Origin of the sequence: Verrucosispora sp. NA02020 (assembly GCF_013364215.1) — a bacterium.
Taxonomy (GTDB): Bacteria; Actinomycetota; Actinomycetes; order Mycobacteriales; family Micromonosporaceae; genus Micromonospora.
In genome coordinates, this window is sequence record NZ_CP054923.1 from 2,439,523 (window position 1) to 2,460,830 (window position 21,308).

Annotated in this window: 18 protein-coding genes; 12 read left to right on the plus strand and 6 right to left on the minus strand. The window is 70.5% G+C overall.

Annotated features, from left to right (window positions below; genetic code table 11):
• Nucleotides 1-38 precede the first annotated feature (38 nt).
• Nucleotides 39-626, plus strand: coding sequence for a GNAT family N-acetyltransferase (locus tag HUT12_RS10720; RefSeq protein ID WP_176093274.1), 588 nt, complete (start codon nt 39-41; stop codon nt 624-626).
• A 28-nt stretch (nt 627-654) separates the two neighbouring features.
• Here HUT12_RS10720 and HUT12_RS10725 read toward each other — a convergent pair whose 3' ends face one another.
• The 4 genes from HUT12_RS10725 to HUT12_RS10740 form a co-directional block, all read right to left on the minus strand.
• Entirely contained in the window at nt 655-2,622 is a 1,968-nt protein-coding gene (locus HUT12_RS10725) for a M48 family metallopeptidase (RefSeq protein WP_176093275.1), read from the minus strand.
• A gap of 7 nt (nt 2,623-2,629) precedes the next feature.
• Nucleotides 2,630-3,226: a LemA family protein gene (locus HUT12_RS10730; RefSeq protein WP_176093276.1), complete on the minus strand. Its 597-nt coding sequence runs from the start codon at nt 3,224-3,226 to the stop codon at nt 2,630-2,632.
• A gap of 138 nt (nt 3,227-3,364) precedes the next feature.
• Nucleotides 3,365-4,309 (minus strand): permease prefix domain 1-containing protein, encoded by a 945-nt coding sequence (locus HUT12_RS10735; protein ID WP_176093277.1) that lies wholly within the window; start codon nt 4,307-4,309, stop codon nt 3,365-3,367.
• Nucleotides 4,306-4,647 (minus strand): PadR family transcriptional regulator, encoded by a 342-nt coding sequence (locus HUT12_RS10740; RefSeq protein ID WP_131053736.1) that lies wholly within the window; start codon nt 4,645-4,647, stop codon nt 4,306-4,308. Before HUT12_RS10740 ends, HUT12_RS10735 begins: the two co-directional genes overlap by 4 nt.
• 703 nt (nt 4,648-5,350) lie before the next feature.
• Here HUT12_RS10740 and dnaE point away from each other — a divergent pair.
• Complete coding sequence (gene dnaE / locus HUT12_RS10745; protein ID WP_176093278.1) at nt 5,351-8,884, plus strand: DNA polymerase III subunit alpha; 3,534 nt, start codon at nt 5,351-5,353, stop codon at nt 8,882-8,884.
• 127 nt (nt 8,885-9,011) lie between these two features.
• Nucleotides 9,012-10,049 carry an aminotransferase class V-fold PLP-dependent enzyme gene (locus HUT12_RS10750; RefSeq protein ID WP_176093279.1) on the plus strand — a complete coding sequence of 346 codons (1,038 nt, stop codon included), beginning with the start codon at nt 9,012-9,014 and terminating at the stop codon, nt 10,047-10,049.
• Between the two features lie 116 nt (nt 10,050-10,165).
• Here HUT12_RS10750 and HUT12_RS10755 read toward each other — a convergent pair whose 3' ends face one another.
• Nucleotides 10,166-10,753, minus strand: a complete 588-nt coding sequence (locus HUT12_RS10755) for a hypothetical protein (RefSeq protein ID WP_176095729.1) — start codon at nt 10,751-10,753, stop codon at nt 10,166-10,168.
• On the minus strand, nt 10,750-11,337 hold the full coding sequence (locus HUT12_RS10760) for a hypothetical protein (RefSeq protein WP_176093280.1): 588 nt from the start codon (nt 11,335-11,337) through the stop codon (nt 10,750-10,752). Before HUT12_RS10760 ends, HUT12_RS10755 begins: the two co-directional genes overlap by 4 nt.
• A 645-nt stretch (nt 11,338-11,982) precedes the next feature.
• Here HUT12_RS10760 and HUT12_RS10765 point away from each other — a divergent pair.
• From HUT12_RS10765 to secD, 9 genes are all read left to right on the plus strand, one after another.
• Complete coding sequence (locus tag HUT12_RS10765) at nt 11,983-13,545, plus strand: MFS transporter (protein WP_176093281.1); 1,563 nt, start codon at nt 11,983-11,985, stop codon at nt 13,543-13,545.
• A 19-nt stretch (nt 13,546-13,564) separates the two neighbouring features.
• A complete protein-coding gene (locus tag HUT12_RS10770; RefSeq protein ID WP_176093282.1) occupies nt 13,565-14,164 on the plus strand; it encodes a TetR/AcrR family transcriptional regulator in 600 nt (199 codons plus the stop codon).
• Between the two features lie 250 nt (nt 14,165-14,414).
• The gene (locus HUT12_RS10775; RefSeq protein ID WP_176093283.1) at nt 14,415-15,131 is read left to right on the plus strand and encodes a DedA family protein; all 717 of its coding nucleotides are present in this window, start codon (nt 14,415-14,417) and stop codon (nt 15,129-15,131) included.
• Nucleotides 15,132-15,222: 91 nt separating this feature from the next.
• Nucleotides 15,223-16,335, plus strand: a complete 1,113-nt coding sequence (locus HUT12_RS10780) for a sodium:proton exchanger (RefSeq protein ID WP_176093284.1) — start codon at nt 15,223-15,225, stop codon at nt 16,333-16,335.
• A gap of 134 nt (nt 16,336-16,469) precedes the next feature.
• Complete coding sequence (gene ruvC / locus HUT12_RS10785) at nt 16,470-16,997, plus strand: crossover junction endodeoxyribonuclease RuvC (protein ID WP_176093285.1); 528 nt, start codon at nt 16,470-16,472, stop codon at nt 16,995-16,997.
• Nucleotides 16,994-17,596, plus strand: a complete 603-nt coding sequence (gene ruvA, locus HUT12_RS10790) for a Holliday junction branch migration protein RuvA (RefSeq protein ID WP_131057678.1) — start codon at nt 16,994-16,996, stop codon at nt 17,594-17,596. The genes ruvC and ruvA overlap by 4 nt, the downstream gene beginning before the upstream one ends.
• On the plus strand, nt 17,593-18,663 hold the full coding sequence (gene ruvB / locus HUT12_RS10795; RefSeq protein ID WP_176093286.1) for a Holliday junction branch migration DNA helicase RuvB: 1,071 nt from the start codon (nt 17,593-17,595) through the stop codon (nt 18,661-18,663). The genes ruvA and ruvB overlap by 4 nt, the downstream gene beginning before the upstream one ends.
• Nucleotides 18,664-18,798: 135 nt before the next feature.
• The gene (gene yajC / locus HUT12_RS10800) at nt 18,799-19,137 is read left to right on the plus strand and encodes a preprotein translocase subunit YajC (protein ID WP_131057677.1); all 339 of its coding nucleotides are present in this window, start codon (nt 18,799-18,801) and stop codon (nt 19,135-19,137) included.
• A 286-nt stretch (nt 19,138-19,423) separates the two neighbouring features.
• Nucleotides 19,424-21,307 (plus strand): protein translocase subunit SecD, encoded by a 1,884-nt coding sequence (gene secD / locus HUT12_RS10805; RefSeq protein WP_176093287.1) that lies wholly within the window; start codon nt 19,424-19,426, stop codon nt 21,305-21,307.
• The last annotated feature ends 1 nt before the right edge of the window (nt 21,308 follow it).

Below are 21,308 nucleotides of genomic sequence, written 5' to 3' on the forward strand. Positions count from 1 at the left end.
CCGGATGAGGGATGTGCCACGCCGGTTACGCTGCCCCAGTGTTGACGCCTGACCTGCCGATCGAGACCGAGCGACTGCACCTGCGGCCCTTCCAGCCGTCCGATCTGACCGGCCTGCACGCCTACTTCGCCGACCCGGCCGCCCACCGCTACCTCTACAGCGAGGCACCCCTCGACCTCGACGGCACCCGCGAGGTGCTGGCGCGGCGGCAGCAGCGGACCGCGCTGCGGGAACAGGGCGACGCGATCCAGTTGGCGGTGGTGCTGCGGGAGACCGGGCAACTCGTCGGCGACGTGCTGTTGTGCTGGACCAGCGCGGAACACCGGCAGGGCGAGATCGGCTACCTGCTGCACCCGGACCACCGGGGACGCGGTTACGCGACCGAGGCGGCCCAGGCCATGCTGGCGCTGGCTTTCGACCGGTGCGACCTGCACCGGGTCGTCGGTCGGTTGGACGCCCGCAACACCGCCTCCGCCCAGGTTCTGACCCGGCTCGGTATGCGGCGCGAGGCGCACCTGCGGGAGAACGAGTACGTCAAGGGGGAGTGGGCCGACGAGGTCATCTACGCGATGCTGGCCCGCGAGTGGCAGGACCGCCGTCCGGTCGCCGCGCCGGTCGCGCCCTGACGGGCCCGACCGGCGGGTGGTGCGGCGGTCAGCCGATGCCGTCGCCGGCCATCGGCGGCAGCGGGCAGTGCAGCAGGCCGCAGATCGTCCGCAGCAGCTCGATCTCCGGCACGGTCATCATCCCGTCGTGGCTGATCACCGCCACCACGGCGGCGACCAGCCGCTCCTTGTCGCCCGGACGTAGTCCGTCCAGCACCGGCCAGGCGGTCTCCAACGCGTGTACGCCGTTCTCCGGCGGCGCGTACGGCAGGGAGGTGCCGGGCAGCAGCGTGGCGACACCGGCCTGGAACGCCTGCTCGGCGGCGGCCCGGTCACCGTGCCCGACCTGGGCCAGGAGGGCGAGCAGGTGGGCCGCCGCGGAACGGGAGTCGGTGAGCGTACGCCGGTCGGTGCGCCACCGGGAGTCCGGCTTGAGTGACTCCTGGATCTCGGCCAGCAGCAGTCGGGAGAGGCAGTACTCGGACACGTTGATCGCGCCGTCGGCGTGGATCAGCGTGAACACGGCCGCCATCAGCGACTCCAGTTCCCCGTTCGTACGGGCGCGCAGGGCCGGGAACGCCAGTTCGGCCAGGGGCAGCCGGAGCATCGGGTGCAGTCCGGCCACCTCGTCGGCCTCCCGCAGGGCGGCGTCGGCCAGCGCCTGACCGTGCTGCCGGGCGATCGCGTCGTACTGGTGCCGCCGTACGTCCGGCTCGGCCGCGAGCAGCAGCCCGAGCACCAGTGGCGCGGCCGAGTCCCGGTTGCGGGCCCGGTCCAGCAGCGGTTGCGGGATGCGGTCGAGGATCGCTGCGGCGTGCGTGTACGCCGTCTCGGTGGGTGCGGCCACCCGGCCCAGCATCTCGGCCGGCGCGACGCGTACCCGGGTGCCCTCCACCGGCAGCGCCGCTGCGGCCGGGCGGGCGGAGTCACGACGGCCCGGCGCGGTGCCGGGACCGCTCGGGGCCAGGCCGAGGGCGATGTCCTCCTGCCGTCCCGACGGCGGTGCGGCGGCCCAGCGCTGGGCGAGCTGCCGCAGCTCGTTCGGGTCGAACGAGGGCTCCAACGCCTGGATCCGCTTGGCCAGCGGCGGGTGGGTGGCGAGCCAGGACGCCCGGCCCGCCTCGCCGAAGAGCATGTGCCCCACCTCGTCGCGCTTGGGCGTGCGCAGCTCGGAGCCGTCGGAGAGGCCACCGATCTTCTTGAGTGCCCCGGCGATGCCGCTGGTCTGCCGGGTGAACTGCACGGCCGAGGCGTCGGCGAGGTACTCCCGCTGCCGGGACACCGACGCCTGGATGAGCCGGCCGGCGAGCACGCCGATGTACCCGGCCACCAGCAACGCCAGCCCGACCAGCATGAACGGCAGGGCACCACCGTTGTTGTTGCTGCGGCTCCGTCCGCCGCCGAGGGCGCCGGCCCGGGCCAGGCCCCGACCGACCACGGTCAGGAACAGGATGCCGAAGAGCAGGCCCATCAGCCGGATGTTGAGCCGCATGTCGCCGTTGACCACGTGGCTGAACTCGTGGGCGATGACGCCCTGGAGTTCGTCGCGGTTGAGCCGTTGCAACGCGCCCCGGGTGACCGCGACGGCCGCGTCGGAGGGGCTCCACCCCGCCGCGAAGGCGTTGATCGCCGTCTCCTCCGGGAGCACGTAGACCTCGGGCACGGGTACGCCGGAGGCCAGCGCCATCTCCTCGACGACGTTGCGCAGCCGCCGCATCTCCGGGTCGGTGGTGTCCGCCGGAACCGGGACCCCGCCCAGCTCACGGGCCACCTTCCCGCCACCGCCGCGAAGCGTGAGCGTCCGCAGCGTCGCGGCCAGCCCGATCGCGGCGACGGTGGCCACGGTGACCATGACAATCATCCCGGCGAGCTGGGGCGGGTTGCTGGTGCCGACGTTGAAGGCGAACACCACCGCGAGGTTCACCACCACCACGATGCCGATGACGGCCAGCACGAACAGCAGGACCAGGCGGGTCGACAGCCGGCGTACCTTGCGCTGTCGTTCGAAGAAGTTCATCGGTGCCTCAGAACGACACCTGCGGGGCGTTGCGCTGCGTCGGGTCGTCCGGCTGGAACAGCGCCGCCGGACCGAACGAGAACATCCCGGCCAGCATGCTCGCGGGGAACACCTCGCGCTTGTTGTTGTAGGCCATCACCGAGTCGTTGTACGCCTGCCGGGCGAAGGCGACCCGGTTCTCCGTGGAGGTCAGCTCCTCCGACAGTTGCATCATGTTCTGGTTGGCCTTGAGGTCCGGGTACGCCTCGGAGAGCGCGAACAGTCGGCCCAGCGTGGCGCTCAGCGCGTTCTCCGCGCCGCTGAGCTGCTGCATCGCCGCCGGGTCGCCGGGCGCGGCCGACGCGGCGGTCTGCGCGTTGACGGCGTTGTTGCGCGCCGAGATGACCGCCTCCAGCGTCTCCCGCTCGTGCTTGAGGTATCCCTTGGCGGTCTCCACCAGGTTGGGGATCAGGTCGTGCCGGCGGACCAGCTGCACGTCGATCTGCGCGAAGGCGTTGCGGTACGCGTTGCGGGCCCGGACCAGCCCGTTGTAGATCGACACGCCGAAGCCGAGCACCGCTACGACGATCACCACCAGACACAGCAATCCGATGATCAGTTCCATGGCCGCTCCCTCGGTTGCACGTCGGTTCCAGCGCTCATGATCGTACGGGCGACGGTCCAGAGCTGCCCGTTCTCCCCTGAGGTGTACGCCCGGTGAGGGCGGGACCGCTATGCGTCCCGCCCTCACCCGACTGTCGGATCAGCGTCCGGCCCGGTACGCCTTGACCGCGCTGTCGGCGACGTCCCAGATGGCGATCACGACGATCACCACGATGCTGATCCGGCTGACCGTGGCGAGGCCGCCGTCGCGCAGCCAGGCGAAACGGTCGACGAACTCCGGGTTGAGCAGCCGCTCGTCCTGGAGCAGCCAGATCGCCGGCACCGCGAAGCCCAGGTTGAGCAGGACGTTGACGCCGACCAGCGGCCAGGTCCACCGGCGGGCCCGGTACTTGGCGAACTCCAGACCGATGCTGGCGACCAGGACCACGAGGAACACCGGCAGCCAGAACGTCCAGAGCGCCGGGTCGAGGATCGGCAGCCGGTCGCCGTCACCGATCACCCGCTGGAACTGCTGCCACGGCAGGAAGGCGATGAACAGGACCAGGAACACGATCGAGGCCACCACGTCGGTGAGGCTGACGTCCCGCTCGACGGGTTCCTCGGGTAGTTGGTCGACGGTCCATTCCGGCAGGTGCAGCGGGGTGCCGAACCGTTCCATCGCCGCGAAGACAAGCGTCACCCAGAAGCCGATGTGCACCGCGACGTTGAACGCCGCCCCGATGCCCTCGCCGACCGCGCCGGCCGGGTTCTCGGCGGTGGTGGCCTCCAGCACGCCCATCAGCACGCCGACGACGGCGGGCACGGTGCTCAGCAGCACGATCATCAGGCGTTGCCAGGCCGGGTAGTACTCCGGGCCGATGAGCTGGAGTCTCCGGTCGCTGTAGCGAGCGGCCAACTGTGCCGGGTTGCCCAGCTCGGTGAGGACCTCGCGCTCGGCGGTGGTGGCGTCGAGCCCGGCGGCGGTCCGGCCGTCGACCATGTCGGCGATCGAGGCGCGCAACTCGTCGGCGATCTCCGCACGCCGTCCGGTCGGCACGGAACGCAGCGTGGCGGCGAGATACCGGTCGGTCAGGGAGGTCGTCATCTCCGGGCTCCTTCGATCAGGTCGGTCAGGGAGGTCTGTACGGCGGAGAGGTCGTCCAGCAGCCGGCGCAGCACCTGCTCGCCGGACTCGCTGGTGCGGTAGAACTTGCGCGGCCGGCTCTCCTCGGTGTTCCACTCGCTGCTCAGCAGCCCCTGCTCCTCCAGCCGGCGCAGCAGTGGATAGAGCGTGTTGGCGTCCACCGGGAAGCCGTGCCCGGTGAGCCGTTGCAGGAGTGCGTAGCCGTAGTCGGGTCGACGCAGCGCGACCAGGCTGGCCACCACCACCGTTCCCCGGCGTAGCTCCTGGAGGTGTGTCCGTAGGACGTCGTCGCTGACCATGCGTCACACGATAGTGTGTGCCACACAGCATTGTCCAGCGCGCAATAGTGTCCGCCACGCGACATGGTGTCAGCGCGAGGCGTTCCTCGCCACAAACGAGACCCCGCCCCCGCCCCGCCCCGCCCCCCCGGCCCCCCGCCCCCGCCCCCCGCTCTGCCCCTGCCCCGTGGGGCTGGCCCCAGTTGATCAAGAAGTTTTGATCACGGAAGGAGGGTGTCGAGGGCGCAAACTCCTTGGTCATCTGCTGCGCCCGCCCACTCTCGGCACAGCGCGCTCTGGTGCAGACGGTCCAGCGGGGAGCTGGCCGTGCCGACCTGACTTCCCGTCGCCAGGCTCTGTGGTTCCGCAGCTCATCGATCATGGAGTCGAGGTCGCGGATATGTACTGGTATGCGCGTTATGGAACTGCCACAACTCCATGATCGGCGGGGCGAGTGGCGGAGTGGTGGGCGGCGGAGTGGTGGGCGGCGGGTGGTGGGAGGTCGGGTGGTGGTGGGCGGGCGGTTGGTCGTACACGGTGATGGGCCTGGTCGACGGGGGCGCGGCCGCTACCTCGTCGGGTCGGTGGGGTCGGCCGCGCGTATCGGGCCAGCATGATCCGCGACACCTCGGCGGACCGGGGGTGCGCGGCGCGCTGGAACGGCCTCCGGCGGCAGGGTTAGGGTTAGCCCCGACCGTCTCGATCATCCGACCCGGGGGGCTCCGTGGGCGATTCGTTCGCGCATCTGCACGTGCACACGGAGTACTCGATGCTCGACGGTGCGGCCCGCCTCAAGGACCTGTTCGCCGAGGTCAAGCGGCAGGGGATGCCGGCCGTGGCGATGACCGACCACGGCAACATGCACGGCGCGAACGACTTCTACAAGCAGGCCATGGCCGCCGGGGTCACCCCGATCCTGGGCATCGAGGCGTACGTGGCGCCGGAGTCGCGGTTCCACAAGAAGCGGGTGCGCTGGGGTCGCCCGGAGCAGAAGAGCGACGACGTCTCCGGCAGTGGCGGTTACACGCACAAGACGATCTGGGCGCGCAACAAGACCGGCCTGCACAACCTCTTCACGCTGACCAGCAAGGCGTACACCGAGGGCTACTTCGTCAAGTGGCCCCGGATGGACGCCGAGCTGCTGGCCGAGTGCGCCGACGGGCTGATGGCGACCACCGGCTGCCCCTCCGGCGAGGTGCAGACCCGGCTGCGGCTCGGCCACGACGCGCAGGCCCTGGAGGCCGCCGCGAAGTACCAGGACATCTTCGGCAAGGAGAACTACTTCCTGGAGCTGATGGACCACGGCCTGGACATCGAGAAGAGGGTCCGGGACGGGCTGGTCGAGATCGGTCGCAAGCTGGGCATCCCGCCGGTGGTCACCAACGACTCGCACTACACGCACGAGGCGCAGTCCGAGGCGCACGACGTGCTGCTCTGCGTGCAGACCGGCAGCAACGTCGCCGACCCGAACCGGTTCAAGTTCGGCGGCAGCGGCTACTACATCAAGTCCGCCGACGAGATGCGCGGTGTGGACGGCTCCGACGTCTGGCTGGAGGGCTGCCGCAACACGCTGCTGGTGGCCGAGCGGGTCGACCCGACCGGGATGTTCGAGTTCCACAACCTGATGCCGCGCTTCCCGGTGCCCGAGGGCGAGACCGAGGAGTCCTGGTTCCGCAAGGAGACCTTCGTCGGCCTGGCCCGCCGCTACCCGCAGGGCATCCCCGAGGGCCACGTCGTGCAGGCCGAGTACGAGCTGGGCGTCATCATCCAGATGGGTTTCCCGTCGTACTTCCTCGTGGTCGCCGACTTCATCCAGTGGGCCAAGAACCAGGGCATCGCGGTCGGCCCCGGCCGGGGTTCGGCGGCCGGTTCGCTGGTCGCGTACGCGCTGGGCATCACCGACCTGGACCCGATCCCGCACGGGCTGATCTTCGAGCGGTTCCTCAACCCCGAGCGCGTCTCCATGCCGGATGTCGACATCGACTTCGACGAGCGTCGGCGCGGTGAGGTGATCAAGTACGTCACCGACAAGTGGGGCGAGGACAAGGTGGCGCAGATCGCCACCTTCGGCACGATCAAGGCGAAGGCCGCGATCAAGGACTCGGCGCGGGTGCTCGGCTACCCGTACGCGGTCGGCGACCGGATCACCAAGGCCATGCCGCCGGCCGTGATGGGCAAGGACATCCCGCTCGAAGGCATCTTCGACCCGAAGCACCCCCGGTATGCCGAGGCCGGCGAGATCCGGGGCATGTACGAGTCCGAGGCCGACGTCAAGAAGGTCATCGACACCGCCCGGGGCATCGAGGGGCTGATCCGGCAGACCGGTGTGCACGCCGCCGGTGTGATCATGTCGGCCGAGCCGATCATCGAGCACATCCCGCTGATGCGTCGGGACTCCGACGGGGTCATCATCACCCAGTTCGACTACCCGACGTGCGAGTCGCTCGGGCTGTTGAAGATGGACTTCCTCGGCCTGCGCAACCTCACCATCATCGACGACGCGGTCAAGAACATCCAGCTCAACCACGGCAAGGAACTCGACCTGCTGGGCCTGCCGCTGGACGACAAGCCCGCGTACGAGCTGCTGGCCCGGGGCGACACCCTGGGCGTGTTCCAACTCGACGGCGGGCCGATGCGGTCGCTGCTGCGGATGATGAAGCCGGACAACTTCGAGGACATCTCCGCCGTGCTGGCGCTGTACCGCCCCGGCCCGATGGGCGTCGACTCGCACACCAACTACGCGCTGCGCAAGAACGGCCTCCAGGAGATCACCCCGATCCACCCGGAGCTGGAGGAGCCGCTGCGGGAGATCCTCGCCCCCACCTACGGCCTGATCGTCTATCAGGAGCAGGTGCAGCGCGCCGCGCAGATCCTCGCCGGCTACACGCTCGGCCAGGCCGACCTGCTGCGTCGGGCGATGGGCAAGAAGAAGAAGGAGATCCTCGACAAGGAGTTCGGCCCGTTCCGGGACGGCTGCCGCGAACACGGCTACTCCGACGAGGCCGTCCAGAAGGTCTGGGACGTGCTGGTCCCGTTCGCCGGGTACGCCTTCAACAAGGCGCACTCGGCCGCGTACGGGCTGGTGTCGTACTGGACGGCGTACCTGAAGGCGCACTACCCGGCCGAGTACATGGCGGCGCTGCTGACCTCCGTCGGCGACGACAAGGACAAGATGGCCATGTACCTGTCGGAGTGCCGCCGGATGGGCATCCAGGTGCTGCCGCCGGACGTGAACACCTCCGCCGGGCCGTTCACCCCGGTCGGCAAGGAGATCCGCTTCGGCCTCGGCGCGATCCGCAACGTCGGCGCCAACGTGGTGGCGGCGATCATGCGGTGCCGCGACGAGAAGGGCGAGTACGCGGACTTCTACGACTTCCTGTCCAAGGTGGACGCGGTGGTCTGCAACAAGAAGACCATCGAATCGCTGATCAAGGCCGGGGCGTTCGACTCGCTCAAGCATTCGCGCAAGGCGCTGCTCACCGTGCACGCCGACGCCATCGACGCGTACGCCGACGTGAAGCGCAAGGAGGCCGTCGGCCAGTACGACCTCTTCGGTTCGGGCTTCGGCGACACCGAGACGGCGACCACCACCACGGTCATGCCCGTCATCAGCGACGGCGAGTGGGACAAGCGCGACAAGCTCGCGTTCGAACGCGAGATGCTCGGCCTGTACGTCTCCGACCACCCGCTGTTCGGTCTGGAACACGTGCTGAACGCGGCGGCCGACTGCACCATCGCCACCCTGTCCGAGGAGGGCACCGTGCCCGACGGCGCGGTGGTCACCCTCGCCGGCATCCTCTCCGGCGTGCAGCGTCGGGTCACCAAACAGGGCCGAGCGTGGGCCTCGGCGACCCTGGAGGACCTGGCCGGTGGGGTGGAGGCGCTGTTCTTCCCGAACACCTACGAGGTGATCGGACAGTACATCGCCGAGGACGCCATCGTGGTGGTCAAGGGCCGGATCGACCGGCGCGACGACACCCCCCGCATCATGGCGATGGACATGCAGTTGCCGGACGTCAGCAGCAACCCGGCGAGCAAACCGGTCACCCTGACGATTCCGGTCAACCGGCTCACGCCACCGCTCGCCGACCGGCTCAAGGAGACCCTGCTGCTGCATCCCGGCGACACCGAGGTGCACGTGAAGCTGCACCGCAGCGGGCGCGTCGAGACCTGGCGACTCGGCCTGTTCCGGGTCGCCGCCACCACCGCCCTGATGGGTGACCTCAAGAGCGTCCTCGGCCCCGCCAACGTGAGCTGACCCTGCTCGGCCTGCACGACACGGGTGCCGGAACGGTTCTCGGAACGCAGGCCCTTAGCGCGGGTCGGGAGCCAGGGCGCGCGGATTGGCGCTGGGGCGCGGGCGTGACCAGGGCTAACGTCGGGGCGTGGAACTGGAACAGGCACAGAAGCTGTGGCAACCACAGCCCGGATGGCTGAACACCGCCAGTTACGGGCTGCCGCCGGACCCGGCGTGGGAGGCGTTGCAGGACGCGCTCGCGGCGTGGCGAGCCGGACGCGGCTCGTGGGAGGGCTGGAGCGAGACGACCGACCGGTCCCGGGCCGCGTTCGCCCAGCTGGTCGGGGTGCCGGTGGCAGACGTGTCGGTCGGCGCCGTCGTCTCCCAGATGCTGGCCCCGGTCGCCGCCGCACTGCCCGCCGGGGCGCGGGTGGTCGTTCCCGAGGTCGAGTTCACCTCCAACCTCTTCCCGTGGCTGGTGCAGGAGGAACGGGGCGTGCAGGTTCGCACCGTACCGCTGGACGGGCTGGTCGACGCGATCGACGACAGCACCGACCTGGTGGCGTTCAGCCTGGTGCAGTCCGCCGACGGGACGGTGGCCGCGTACGACGAGATCGTCGCGGCGGCCCGAGCGCACGGCGCGCTCGTCGTGGTGGACGCCACCCAGGCGTGCGGCTGGCTGCCGTTCGACGCGAGCCGGGCCGACGTGGTCGTGGCCGGCGGCTACAAGTGGCTGATGGGACCGCGGGGCACCGCGTTCGCGTACCTCGATCCGGCCCTGCGGGAGCGGCTGCGGCCCGACGCCGCCGGCTGGTACGCGGGCCGAGACCCGCACGCCTCCTACTACGGGCCGCCGCTGCGGCTCGCCGACGACGCCCGCCGCTTCGACATCTCGCCGTCCTGGTTCAACTGGGTCGGCGCGGCCCCGGCGCTGGAACTGCTGCTGGAGATCGGGGTGCCGGCCGTGTACGCGCACGACGTGGCGCTGGCCAACCGGTTCCTCACCGGCTTGGGGCGACCGCCCGGCGACAGCGCGATCGTCACCGTGGAGGTGCCCGACGCGCAGCACAAGCTGGAACGGGCCGGGGTACGCGCAGCCGTCCGGGCCGGCCGGGTCCGCGCCTCCTTCCACCTCTACACCACCCCCGAGGACGTAGACCTGGCCCTCGACGCCCTGCTGTCCTGATGTAAGGAAGGGCCCCCTGTTACCGCCTGGTGTATAGCAGGGGACCCTTCCTAACGTCGTGGATCCGTCGACGGCCGGCACCCTGTTGGGGGTGCCGGCCGTCGTGGTGGTGTGGGTCAGCTGTTCCAGTGTGCGGCGACGAGGTCGGCGGCCTGTTGTTCCCACTGGGCGTAGTGGTCGGGGAATGCGGAGACCTGGACGGTCTGGGCGGCGACGGTCAAGGGCATGTCCTGCCAGCCGTCGACCTGCTTGAGGCCCTTGAGGAAGGCGAGGGTGGAGTATTCGGGGTCGGTGATCTGTTCGACGGTGCCCCAACCGGAGGAGGGGCGCTGCTGGAACAGTCCCTGGGAGTCGTGGTCGTTGCGGGCGCCGAGGTGGCCGAGGTTCTGCAGCTTGGACTCCTGGAATGCGGTGCCGATGGCGATGACGGCGGCGCGTTCGTTCATGTCGGCCTTCTTCGTCGCGGCGATGATGGCCTTGGCGTTGGCGATCTGCTCGTTGTCGAGGTCGATGTGGGACTGGGTGCCCTGCACGCCGTGCGGGATGAGGGTGGTGGTGTCGGGCTTGTCGGCCTGGATGGCGGCGGTGATGGGGTTGGTCGGTGTGGTGTCGGTGGTGCTGTGGTTGAGGGGTCCGGCGGCGAGGCCGCCGGCGACGGTGAGTCCGGCGATGGCGAGGACGCTCGTCGTGGTGGTGTGGGTCAGCTGTTCCAGTGTGCGGCGACGAGGTCGGCGGCCTGTTGTTCCCACTGGGCGTAGTGGTCGGGGAATGCGGAGACCTGGACGGTCTGGGCGGCGACGGTCAAGGGCATGTCCTGCCAGCCGTCGACCTGCTTGAGGCCCTTGAGGAAGGCGAGGGTGGAGTATTCGGGGTCGGTGATCTGTTCGACGGTGCCCCAACCGGAGGAGGGGCGCTGCTGGAACAGTCCCTGGGAGTCGTGGTCGTTGCGGGCGCCGAGGTGGCCGAGGTTCTGCAGCTTGGACTCCTGGAATGCGGTGCCGATGGCGATGACGGCGGCGCGTTCGTTCATGTCGGCCTTCTTCGTCGCGGCGATGATGGCCTTGGCGTTGGCGATCTGCTCGTTGTCGAGGTCGATGTGGGACTGGGTGCCCTGCACGCCGTGCGGGATGAGGGTGGTGGTGTCGGGCTTGTCGGCCTGGATGGCGGCGGTGATGGGGTTGGTCGGTGTGGTGTCGGTGGTGCTGTGGTTGAGGGGTCCGGCGGCGAGGCCGCCGGCGACGGTGAGTCCGGCGATGGCGAGGACGCTGTTGCGCAGCATGGTGTTCATGGGGGTAGCTCCATTCGGGGGTGGGACACCGCAGGGGGGTGGCGGTGCCGACGCCGTCAGGCGCTGGTGGCTTTGTTGGGGGTGGCCCTGGCTGGCGGGGCGTGGTGGCCGCTCGCGGTGCCGGGTCCAGGTGTAACGACTGGCGGAGGCGGGCCATTCCCGTGGGGATCCGGCGTAGCCGTACTCGGGCGTTGGCCCTGCGTGCCCAGTCCCCGATTACAACGTCCTCCGCCCGCCACGAATTCCGCCGCCCTGATGCCAGGAGCCGACAAAAGCCTCATAAGCGGCGCCTGGTCAGGCATGCCCACCGGAGGTGGGTTGATTTGTTGTCGCTATGGCAGCAACAAATCAACCCACCTCCTCGCTTCTCCCGTGCCCACGCGCCGAGGCGTTAAGAGGGGACCCTTCCTTGCGTCGGGGGTCCAGCGGGGTGGGGGTGGGTGCAAGGAGGGGTCCCCTGCTAACGCCTGGTGTATAGGAAGGGTCCCTTCCTTGCATCCGGCCCGGCGGGGGTTGCGGAGTGCGGGGGGAGGGGGTGATCGGGGTCACAGTGAATACGGATCGGTTCCGTATCGAAATTGGGGGGCCTAGGCTCGGGGGGGATTACGGTACTTGGCCGTATCGAAATGTGAAGGGTGTCGGGGGATGCAGCCGAACGAGAACACCGGGCACCCGAGGCGGTGGGCGATCCTGGCAGTGCTGGTGATCAGCCTGCTCGTCGTCGTCCTGGACAACACGATCCTCAACGTCGCCCTGCGTACGCTGGCCGACCCGGTGCACGGGCTCGGGGCCACCCAGGGTGAACTGGAGTGGTCCATCAACTCGTACACGCTGGTTTTCGCCGGGTTGCTGTTCACCTTCGGCGTGTGGGGTGACCGGGCCGGGCGGCGGCGGATGCTGCTGATCGGGCTGGTCCTCTTCGGACTGGCCTCGCTGCTCTCCGCGTACGCGCAGAGCCCGACCCAGCTGATCGCGGCCCGCGCACTGATGGGGGTCGGCGGCGCGGCGATCATGCCGGCGACCCTGTCGATCATCTCGAACGTCTTCGACCCGAGGGAGCGGGGACGGGCCATCGGTATCTGGGCCGGCGCGGTGGGGCTGGCGGTGGCGATCGGCCCGGTGCTCGGCGGACTGCTGCTGGAGCACTTCTGGTGGGGCTCGGTCTTCCTGATCAACGTGCCGGTGACGGCGCTCGGCGTGGTCCTGGTAGCGCTGTTGGTGCCCGAGTCGCGGGACCCCGCGCCGGGGCGCGTCGACGTGGTCGGTGTGCTGCTCTCGGTCGTCGGTCTGGTGACCCTGACGTTCGGCATCATCGACGGCGGCGAGCACGGCTTCGGTCGCCCGCTGGTCTGGGCCACGATTCTCGGCGGCCTGGCGGTGCTGGCCTGGTTCGTCGCGTACGAGCGGCGCAGCAGCCACCCGTCGCTGGACGTACGACTGTTCCGGGTGCCGCGTTTCGCCGCGCCGGTGGCGATGATCGGGCTGGTCTTCTTCGCCGCCATGGGCGTGATGTTCTTCAGCTCGTTCTATCTGCAACTGGTACGCGGCTACAGCCCGTTGCAGACCGGCCTGCTCTTCCTGCCGTTCGCGGTGGCCCAACTGGTCTTCGCGCCCCGTAGCGCCACCATGGTCCGCCGGTACGGTGCACGGGCGGTCTCGGCGGTGGGACTGCTGTTGACCACGGTGTCGTTGGGCGCGTTCGCCTTCGTCGACGCCACCACGCCGATCTGGGTGGTGCTGGTCGTCTTCTTCCTGCAGGGGACCGGGATGGCGAACATCATGCCGCCCGCCACGGAGTCGATCATGTCGGCGCTGCCCCGGGAGAAGGCGGGCGTCGGTTCCGCCGTCAGCAACACCATCCGCCAGGTGGCCGCCGCGCTCGGTGTCGCGGTGATCGGCTCGGTGCTGGCCGCCGGGTACCGCACCGGCATCGCCCCGACCGTGGCGGACCTGCCGGCCGAGGCACGGGCGGCGGCCGGGGAGTCGATCTCCGGCGCGTACGGCGTGGCCGGTCAGCTCGGACCGGCGGCGCCGCAGGTGATCGCGGCGGCCGACGACGCGTTCGTCTCGGCCATGCACCTGTCTGCGGTACTCGCCGCGCTGGTCGCGGCGGCCGGTGTCGCGGTGGCGCTGCGCTGGATGCCGGGGCGGGCCGCCGCCGCAGCGCCGACGCCGGTCGGCGAGCCCGAGTTGGCCGGTACGCCCTGATGTCAGGAACAATGCCGGCATGACGAGCAGCGCGGACGCCCCGCGACCGCCCGGTCGGCCGCGGAGCGTCCGCGCGGACGAGGCCATCGTCGAGGCGACCCTGGATCTGCTGGCGGAGGGCAGCACGATCGAGGCGATCTCGGTGGAGGCGATCGCCGCCCGGGCCGGAGTCGGCAAGGCCACCATCTACCGACGATGGCCGGGCAAGAACGCGCTGCTGAGCGACGCGTTGCGGACGCTCAAGGGCGACCCGCCGCAGCCGACTGGTCGGTCCGTCCGCGAGGACCTGATCACCCTGGTCAGCGCCATCGGGCATCACATCGACCCGCGCGCGGCGAAGATCATGCCGTGTCTGGTGCCGGTGGTGAAACGAGACCCCGAGCAGTACGCGCTCTACCAGAACATCATCGAGCCGCGCCGCGCGGTGATGCGGGAGGTGCTGCGACGCGGCGTACGCGACGGTGAACTCCGCGCCGACCTCGACGTCGAGGTCACCATGGCCATGCTCACCGGCCCGATGCTCATCCAGCGGGTGATGAACTGGAACCCGGACCTCGACACGACGACCCTCCCGGAGAAGGTCGTCGACCAAGTGCTGGAGGGCATCACCGCCCGCTGACCACAAGCCGGAACCTCGCCCGGACCACGGCACGGCCCCGACCACGGGCCGGTCCGGAAGTACGGCACGGTCCGCAGTGCGGCGCGGCGGGACGCGTTGGTACGAGAGGACGGCTCACGACCCGCCGCAACGCCCGTGACCTGCGCGGATCGGTGTGAGCTGATGTCGGGCACCGGGGCGATCGAAGGCGGCCTAGACTACGGGCGTCCCGCGGCGGTCGGGACGAATGCCGCGGTCTTCGGAGGTCTCCGTGTCGACGCCCATCACCACCACCCTGGCTCTCGGCCCGGACTGGCTCGATCCGGAGTGGTTGATCTCGACCTTCGGGTTGATCGGCATCCTGGTGATCGTCTTCGCCGAGTCGGGCCTGCTGATCGGGTTCTTCCTGCCGGGTGACTCGTTGCTGTTCACCACCGGCCTGCTGGTCGCCGACGGCCAGTACCTCAAGTATCCGCTGTGGCTGGTGTGCCTGCTCATCACCATCGCCGCCATCGCCGGGGACCAGGTGGGATACCTGTTCGGCCGCAAGGTCGGGCCGGCGCTGTTCCGGCGCCCGAACTCGCGACTGTTCAAGCAGGAGAACCTGCTCAAGGCCCATGACTTCTTCGAGAAGTACGGTGCCCGGTCGATCGTGCTGGCGCGCTTCGTGCCGATCGTCCGGACGTTCACCCCGATCGTGGCCGGGGTGAGCCGGATGAACTACCGCACCTTCGTCATCTACAACGTGGTGGGCGGCATCCTCTGGGGCACCGGCGTGACGGTGCTCGGCTACTTCCTGGGCCAGATCCCGTTCGTCAAGACGAACATCGAGTTCATCCTGATCGCCATCGTGGGGCTGTCCGTGCTGCCGATCGTGTTCGAGCTGCTGCGGGCGCGGATGGCCGCCAAGCGGGGCGCCACGCCGCAGGAGCGCGCGGCGGCCGAGGAGGCGATCCGCGAGACCCGGGAGCACTACGGCAAGCACTGAGCGTCGCCACGGTGACCCGGGCGCCGTCGTCCGGGTCACACCGGCCACCGGAGATGGTGGTCCCGGTGGTGCCGCCCCATAAGGTGCGATCATGCAGACGCCGGCGGCCGAGATCGATCAACCCCGCCGGGACGTCGGGCGCCTGGTGGACCTGTTCCTGTGGGGTGCGACCGCACTCGGTGCGATGCTCGCGGCCCTGGCCCATCTCAGCGGCGCGGCGCCGGTGCTGCGGTTCTTCGTCGTGTTGGCCGCGATCACCCTCGCCTCGGCGGTGCTCGGGCGGTCGCTGGACCAGCTCGGTGGCCGGATGCGTCCGGCCGCCATCGGCACGTTCCAGGCCGTGGTCGGCAACCTGCCCGAGCTGATCATCTGCATCTTCGCGCTCCGCGCCGGCCTGGTGGCCGTGGTGCAGGCCGCGCTGATCGGGTCGGTGCTCAACCTGCTGCTGCTGGGCAACGGAATGTCCTACCTGGCCGGCGGGCTGCGCAACGGCACGATGAGCATCGACGGTCGGCACGCCAAGGTCACCCGGGTCATGCTCGTGCTCCTGATGGCCACCCTGATCACCCCGGCGATCGCGGTGAACCTCGGCACCCCCGCCGCCGAACACACCACCGCGGTCTCCTACGTGGTGGCGATCGCCCTGCTCACCGTCTTCGTGGTGTCGCTGCCGTTCCGGCTCGGCAAGGACGCCGACGCGCCGCCGCCGGTGCACAACGGGGCCGGTGAGGCCAAGGTGGGCACGTGGCCGCTGCCGCGCGTACTGGTGCTGGTGACCGTGGCCGGTCTGCTCATCGCGTTCGAGGCGGACTGGCTGATGGACGCCCTGCTGCCGGCGACCGAGGCGATGAACCTCAACGCCGCCTTCGTCGGTCTCTTCCTGGTGGCCACCGTCGGCAACCTGTCGCAGCTCGCCCCGGCGGTGCAGCTCAGCCTGCGGGGCGACGCCGACACCGCCACCGCGATCACCATGGAGGGCGCGCTCCAGGTCGCGTTGATGCTGGCCCCGGTGCTCATGCTGATCGCCCCGCTGCTCGGCGCCGGCGAGTTCACGCTGATCTTCCCGCCGTTGCAGATCGTCGCGGTCATCGTGGCCGCCCTGCTCGTCGTCTTCGTGACCATCGACGGCACGGTCAATCACCTCGAAGGTCTGGCGCTGGTGGCGCTCTACACCGTGCTCGGTTCGCTGTTCTGGTGGGGATGAGACCGGGTCGGGCCACACGGCGACTCCGGTGGCGTGGTGCGACGGTGCCGGGCGTGTCCCGGAGCGTGGCTCGCGGACGGCATCGGTAGGGTGTCGAACACACGTACTGGCCGGTGGCCGGGGGAGGAGGCGGCGTGCGGGTGCTCGGCGTCGACCCGGGGCTGACCCGGTGTGGGGTCGGCGTGGTCGAGGGGGTCCCCGGGAAGCCCTGCACGTTGATCGCCTACTACGTCGTCTACACCGATCCCGGTGACGAGCTGCCGGCCCGCCTGCTGCATCTGGACCGTTCGCTGACCGAGCTGGTCGCCGAGCACCGGCCGGACAGTGTGGCCGTGGAGCGGGTGTTCAGCCAGCACAACGTGCGTACGGTGATGGGCACCGCGCAGGCCAGCGGGATCGCCGTACTCGCCGGGGCGCGCGCCGGGCTGCCGGTGCAGACGTACACGCCGAGCGAGGTGAAGGCGGCGGTGACCGGCTCCGGGAAGGCGGACAAGGCGCAGATCACGGCGATGGTCACCCGGCTGCTGCGGCTGCCCGAGCCGCCGCGCCCGGCCGACGCCGCGGACGCCCTCGCGCTGGCCATCTGCCACGTGTGGCGCGGCGGCACCCGGTCCAAGCTGGCCGTCGCGGCGGACCGGGCGAGACGAGGAGGAGCGAGATGATCGCCAGTGTGCGCGGCGTGGTGACCGCGACCGGCCCGGCCCATGCGGTGATCGAGGTGGGTGGCGTCGGCCTCGCCGTGCAGTGCGCCCCCGGCACCATCGCCGACCTGCGGGTGGGTCAGTCGGCACGGCTGGCCACCAGCCTGGTGGTGCGGGAGGACTCGCTCACCCTCTACGGCTTCGCCGACGACGACGCGAGGGCGCTGTTCGAGCTGCTCCAGACCGCGAGCGGGGTGGGGCCCCGGTTGGCCCAGGCGGTGCTCGCGGTGCACACCCCGGACGCGGTACGCAAGGCGATCGCCAACGCCGACACGGGCGCGCTGACCCGCGTACCCGGGATCGGCAAGAAGGGCGCCGAGCGTCTGGTGCTGGAGCTGCGTGACCGGATCGGCCCGGTGGCCGTCGGCGCCGACGGCGCGGCCGGGGTCACCGGTGGGGCCTGGCCGGAGCAGGTCCGCCAGGCGCTGATCGGGCTCGGCTGGACGGCCGGTCAGGCCGACCAGGCGGTCACCGCCGTCGCGGAGACCGTGGACGGTCCCACGCCGCCGGTGCCGGTGCTGCTCAAGCAGGCCATCCGGCTGCTGGGTCGGTCCCGGTGACCGCGCCCGACGGCGGGCTGGTCTCGGCGTACGTCAGCGAGGCGGAGCGCGACGCGGAGGTCAGTGTCCGGCCGAAGCGGCTGGACGAGTTCATCGCCCAGCACCGCGTCCGCGACCAGCTCGACCTGCTGTTGCAGGGCGCGATGCGGCGCGGCTCGCCACCGGACCACATCCTGCTCTCCGGGCCGCCCGGCCTCGGCAAGACCACCCTGGCCAACATCGTCGCCGCGGAGCTGGGCACCGGTATCCGGGTGACCAGCGGCCCGGCGATCGAGCGTTCCGGCGACCTGGCCGCGATCCTGACCAGTCTCGCCGAGGGCGACGTGCTCTTCATCGACGAGGTGCACCGGATCGCGCGGCCGGCCGAGGAACTGCTCTACAGCGCGATGGAGGACTTCCGGGTCGACGTGGTGGTCGGCAAGGGGCCGGGCGCCACCGCCATCCCGCTCGACGTCGAGCCGTTCACGCTGGTCGGGGCGACCACCCGGGCCGGTCTGCTGACCAGTCCGATGCGGGACCGCTTCGGGTTCGTCGCCCACCTCGACTTCTACGCCCCCGCCGAACTGGAGCTGCTGCTGCACCGCTCGGCCCGGATCCTCGGCGTGCCGATCACCGACGACGGGGCGGTGGAGATCGCCGGCCGGTCGCGGGGCACCCCCCGGATCGCCAACCGCCTGCTGCGCCGCGTCCGCGACTTCGCCGAGGTACGCGCCGACGGGGTGGTCACCGTCGAGACGGCCCGCGCGGCGTTGACCGTGTACGACGTGGACGCGCTCGGCCTGGACCGGCTCGACCGGGCGGTGCTGACCGCCCTGGTGGACTCGTTCCGGGGTGGCCCGGTCGGCCTGTCGACCCTGGCCGTGGCCGTCGGGGAGCAGCCGGACACGGTGGAGGAGGTCTGCGAGCCGTTCCTGGTGCGGGCCGGGCTGCTGGCCCGTACGCCGCGCGGCCGGGTGGCGACCGATGCCGCCTGGCACCACCTGGGACGTACACCCCCGAATGGTACATTTGGGGCCGAGGCTGCCGCTGTGCCCGATCTGTTCTCCGTGGACAGCGACCAGCCGTGATCTGTTCGTGATCTGTGCCGCATTCGGCGTTCCCAGATAGAGCGACTAGACTCGCCGCGGTCCGCACAGGATGTGAAAATCCGCCTCCGCTCGGTGTCAGCACCGTGACGGAGGCCAATGGGAAGGTCTACAACCGTGCACTACGCAGCAGAAGGCGGAGGAGCGGCGGGCTTCACGCCGATCCTCATGATCGCGCTGCTCTTCGGCGTCATGTACTTCATGATGATCCGCCCGCAGCAGAAGCGCCGCCGCGAGGCCGAGGCGATGCAGACCGGCCTCTCCGTCGGCGACGAGGTGGTCACCATCGGCGGGCTCTACGGCACGGTCACCGGCGTGGAGGACGACAGCGTCCTGCTCGAGATCGCTCCCGGAGTGCAGACCCGCTACGCCCGTCCGGCGATCGCCCGGGTGGTCACCAAGGCGGAGCGACCGGTCGAGTCGCCCGTCGAGGAGAGCGACACCGTCAAGGACTGAGCACCGACCACCCGGTCGACCGTCGCGCGGCGGTCATGCCCGGATGGAGCCGCCCGCACGCGTCCCCGAGCGGGTGGTCGCCGCACGCGGCGCGCGTGTGACAACTGGATAGATGGCCGACGCCGGGCGTCGGTGCTCCGGCTCGACCGGTCCACGCGCCCGCGTCGACCACCCGAGGCGGCGGCGCCGGCCCGGGCGCCGTCGGAAGGCAGACCGTGGGCCGGGCAGCCGGCCGACCCGCCGCCGCGCCCGCGGCGGCGCGACCGTACAGGGAGACAGGACAGCCGTGGCACCACCTCAGGGACAGATGCGCCCGGGACGGCAGTTGGCCGTACTCGGGGCCATCTTCATCGTCCTCTACCTTTTGGTGTTCTTCTCGGCCGGCGCCAGCGGGGGCTGGAAGGACCGGCTCGAGCCTCGTCTCGGTCTTGACCTGGTCGGTGGTACCCGGCTGACGCTGGAGGCCACCAACACCCTCGACGGCCGGGCCCCGACGGCGGAGAACCTCGAACAGGCCCGCCAGATCATCGAGAGCCGGGTCAACGCGTACGGCGTGGCCGAGGCCGAGGTGATCACCGAGGGCGACCGCAACATCGTCATCTCCCTGCCCGGCGAGAACCGCGACCTCACCGAGGTCGGCAGCGCCGCCGAGCTGCGCTTCCGCAAGGTGCTGAAGATCGCCGACGGCAGCGGCACGGTCCAGGCCCCGGCGCCGACCCCGAGCGGGGCCGTCGAGCCGACGCCGTCCGGCGACGCCGCCGCGAACCCGTCGCCCACCCCCGAGGCCGAGCTCACCCCCTCGCCGTCGGCCGGTGGCCAGGGCGGTGGCGCGCCGACCCCGACGCCCACCGAGTCGCCCGACGCGACCCCCTCGCCCTCGCCGAGCGCGGAGGAGGACGTGCCGCAGAGCGTCGAGGAGCAGCGCCGGGCCGTCGAGCAGAAGGTCGGCGCCGAGGCGTGGGCCGCCGCCACCGGCCTCCAGGCCCCGGCGGACCTGGCGGCCGACCCGTCGCTGGCCGAGAAGCTCGCGCCCTTCGCCGAGCTGTCCGGCCGCGAGGTCGCGGTGCTGCCGACGCAGATGCAGTTCAACGTGCCGACCATCAGCTGCCTCCAGCTCGACGACCGGCCGCCGGCCTCGATCTCCGACCCGGAGCAGCAGGCGGTCTCCTGCGAGGCCGGTTCCATCAAGAACCTGCTGGACGTGGCGAAGGTGCTCGGCACCGACGTCAGCAGCGCCACCGCGGTGCGCGACCAGACCAGCCAGTGGGTGGTCAGCCTGGACTTCACCCGCAGCGGCGGGGAGAAGTGGACCGCGCTGACCCGCGAGGCGTTCAACAACGAGGGCCAGGCCTGCGATGCCTCCGCGCTCGGTGACGAGGGGCGCTGCCGGGTCGCGGTGGTGCTGGACAACCAGATCATCTCGTCGCCGCAGATCCAGGGCGTGCTCGTCGGCAGCTCGCAGATCACCGGCAACTTCACCAACGCCGAGGCCAGCGAACTGGCCGGCTACCTCAGCTACGGCGCGCTGCCGGTCACCTTCGAGGCGCAGGAGCAGCAGAACGTCACCGCCACGCTGGGCGCCAGCCACCTGCGGGCCGGTCTGCTCGCGGCCGGCATCGGCATGCTGCTGGTCATCATCTACTCGTTCTTCTACTACCGCCTGCTCGGCTCGGTCATCTTCCTGAGCCTGGTCGCGTCGGCGCTGCTCCTCTTCGGCGCCATGGTGTTCCTCGGCCGGCAGATCGGCTTCACGCTCACCCTCGCCGGCATCGCCGGCATCATCGTCTCGCTCGGTGTGGCGGCGGACTCCTTCGTCATCTACTTCGAGCGACTCAAGGACGAGATCCGCGAGGGCCGCAGCCCGCGCAGCGCGGTGCCGCGAGCCTGGATCCGGGCCCGCCGGACGATCATCTCGGCGAACGCCATCACCATCCTGTCGGCGGTGGTGCTCTACATCGTCTCGGTCGGCACGGTGAAGGGCTTCGCCTTCGCCCTCGGTCTGGCCACGGTGCTCGACCTGCTCGTGGTCTTCCTGTTCCGACACCCGATCATGACGATGCTCGCCAGCACCAAGGCGTTCCTGTCCCCGCGGGTCAGCGGGCTCGGCCGGGTGCTGCCCGCCCGCTCGGCGCCGACCCAGCCCCGCAACCAGCGCGCCAAGGAGGCGTGAC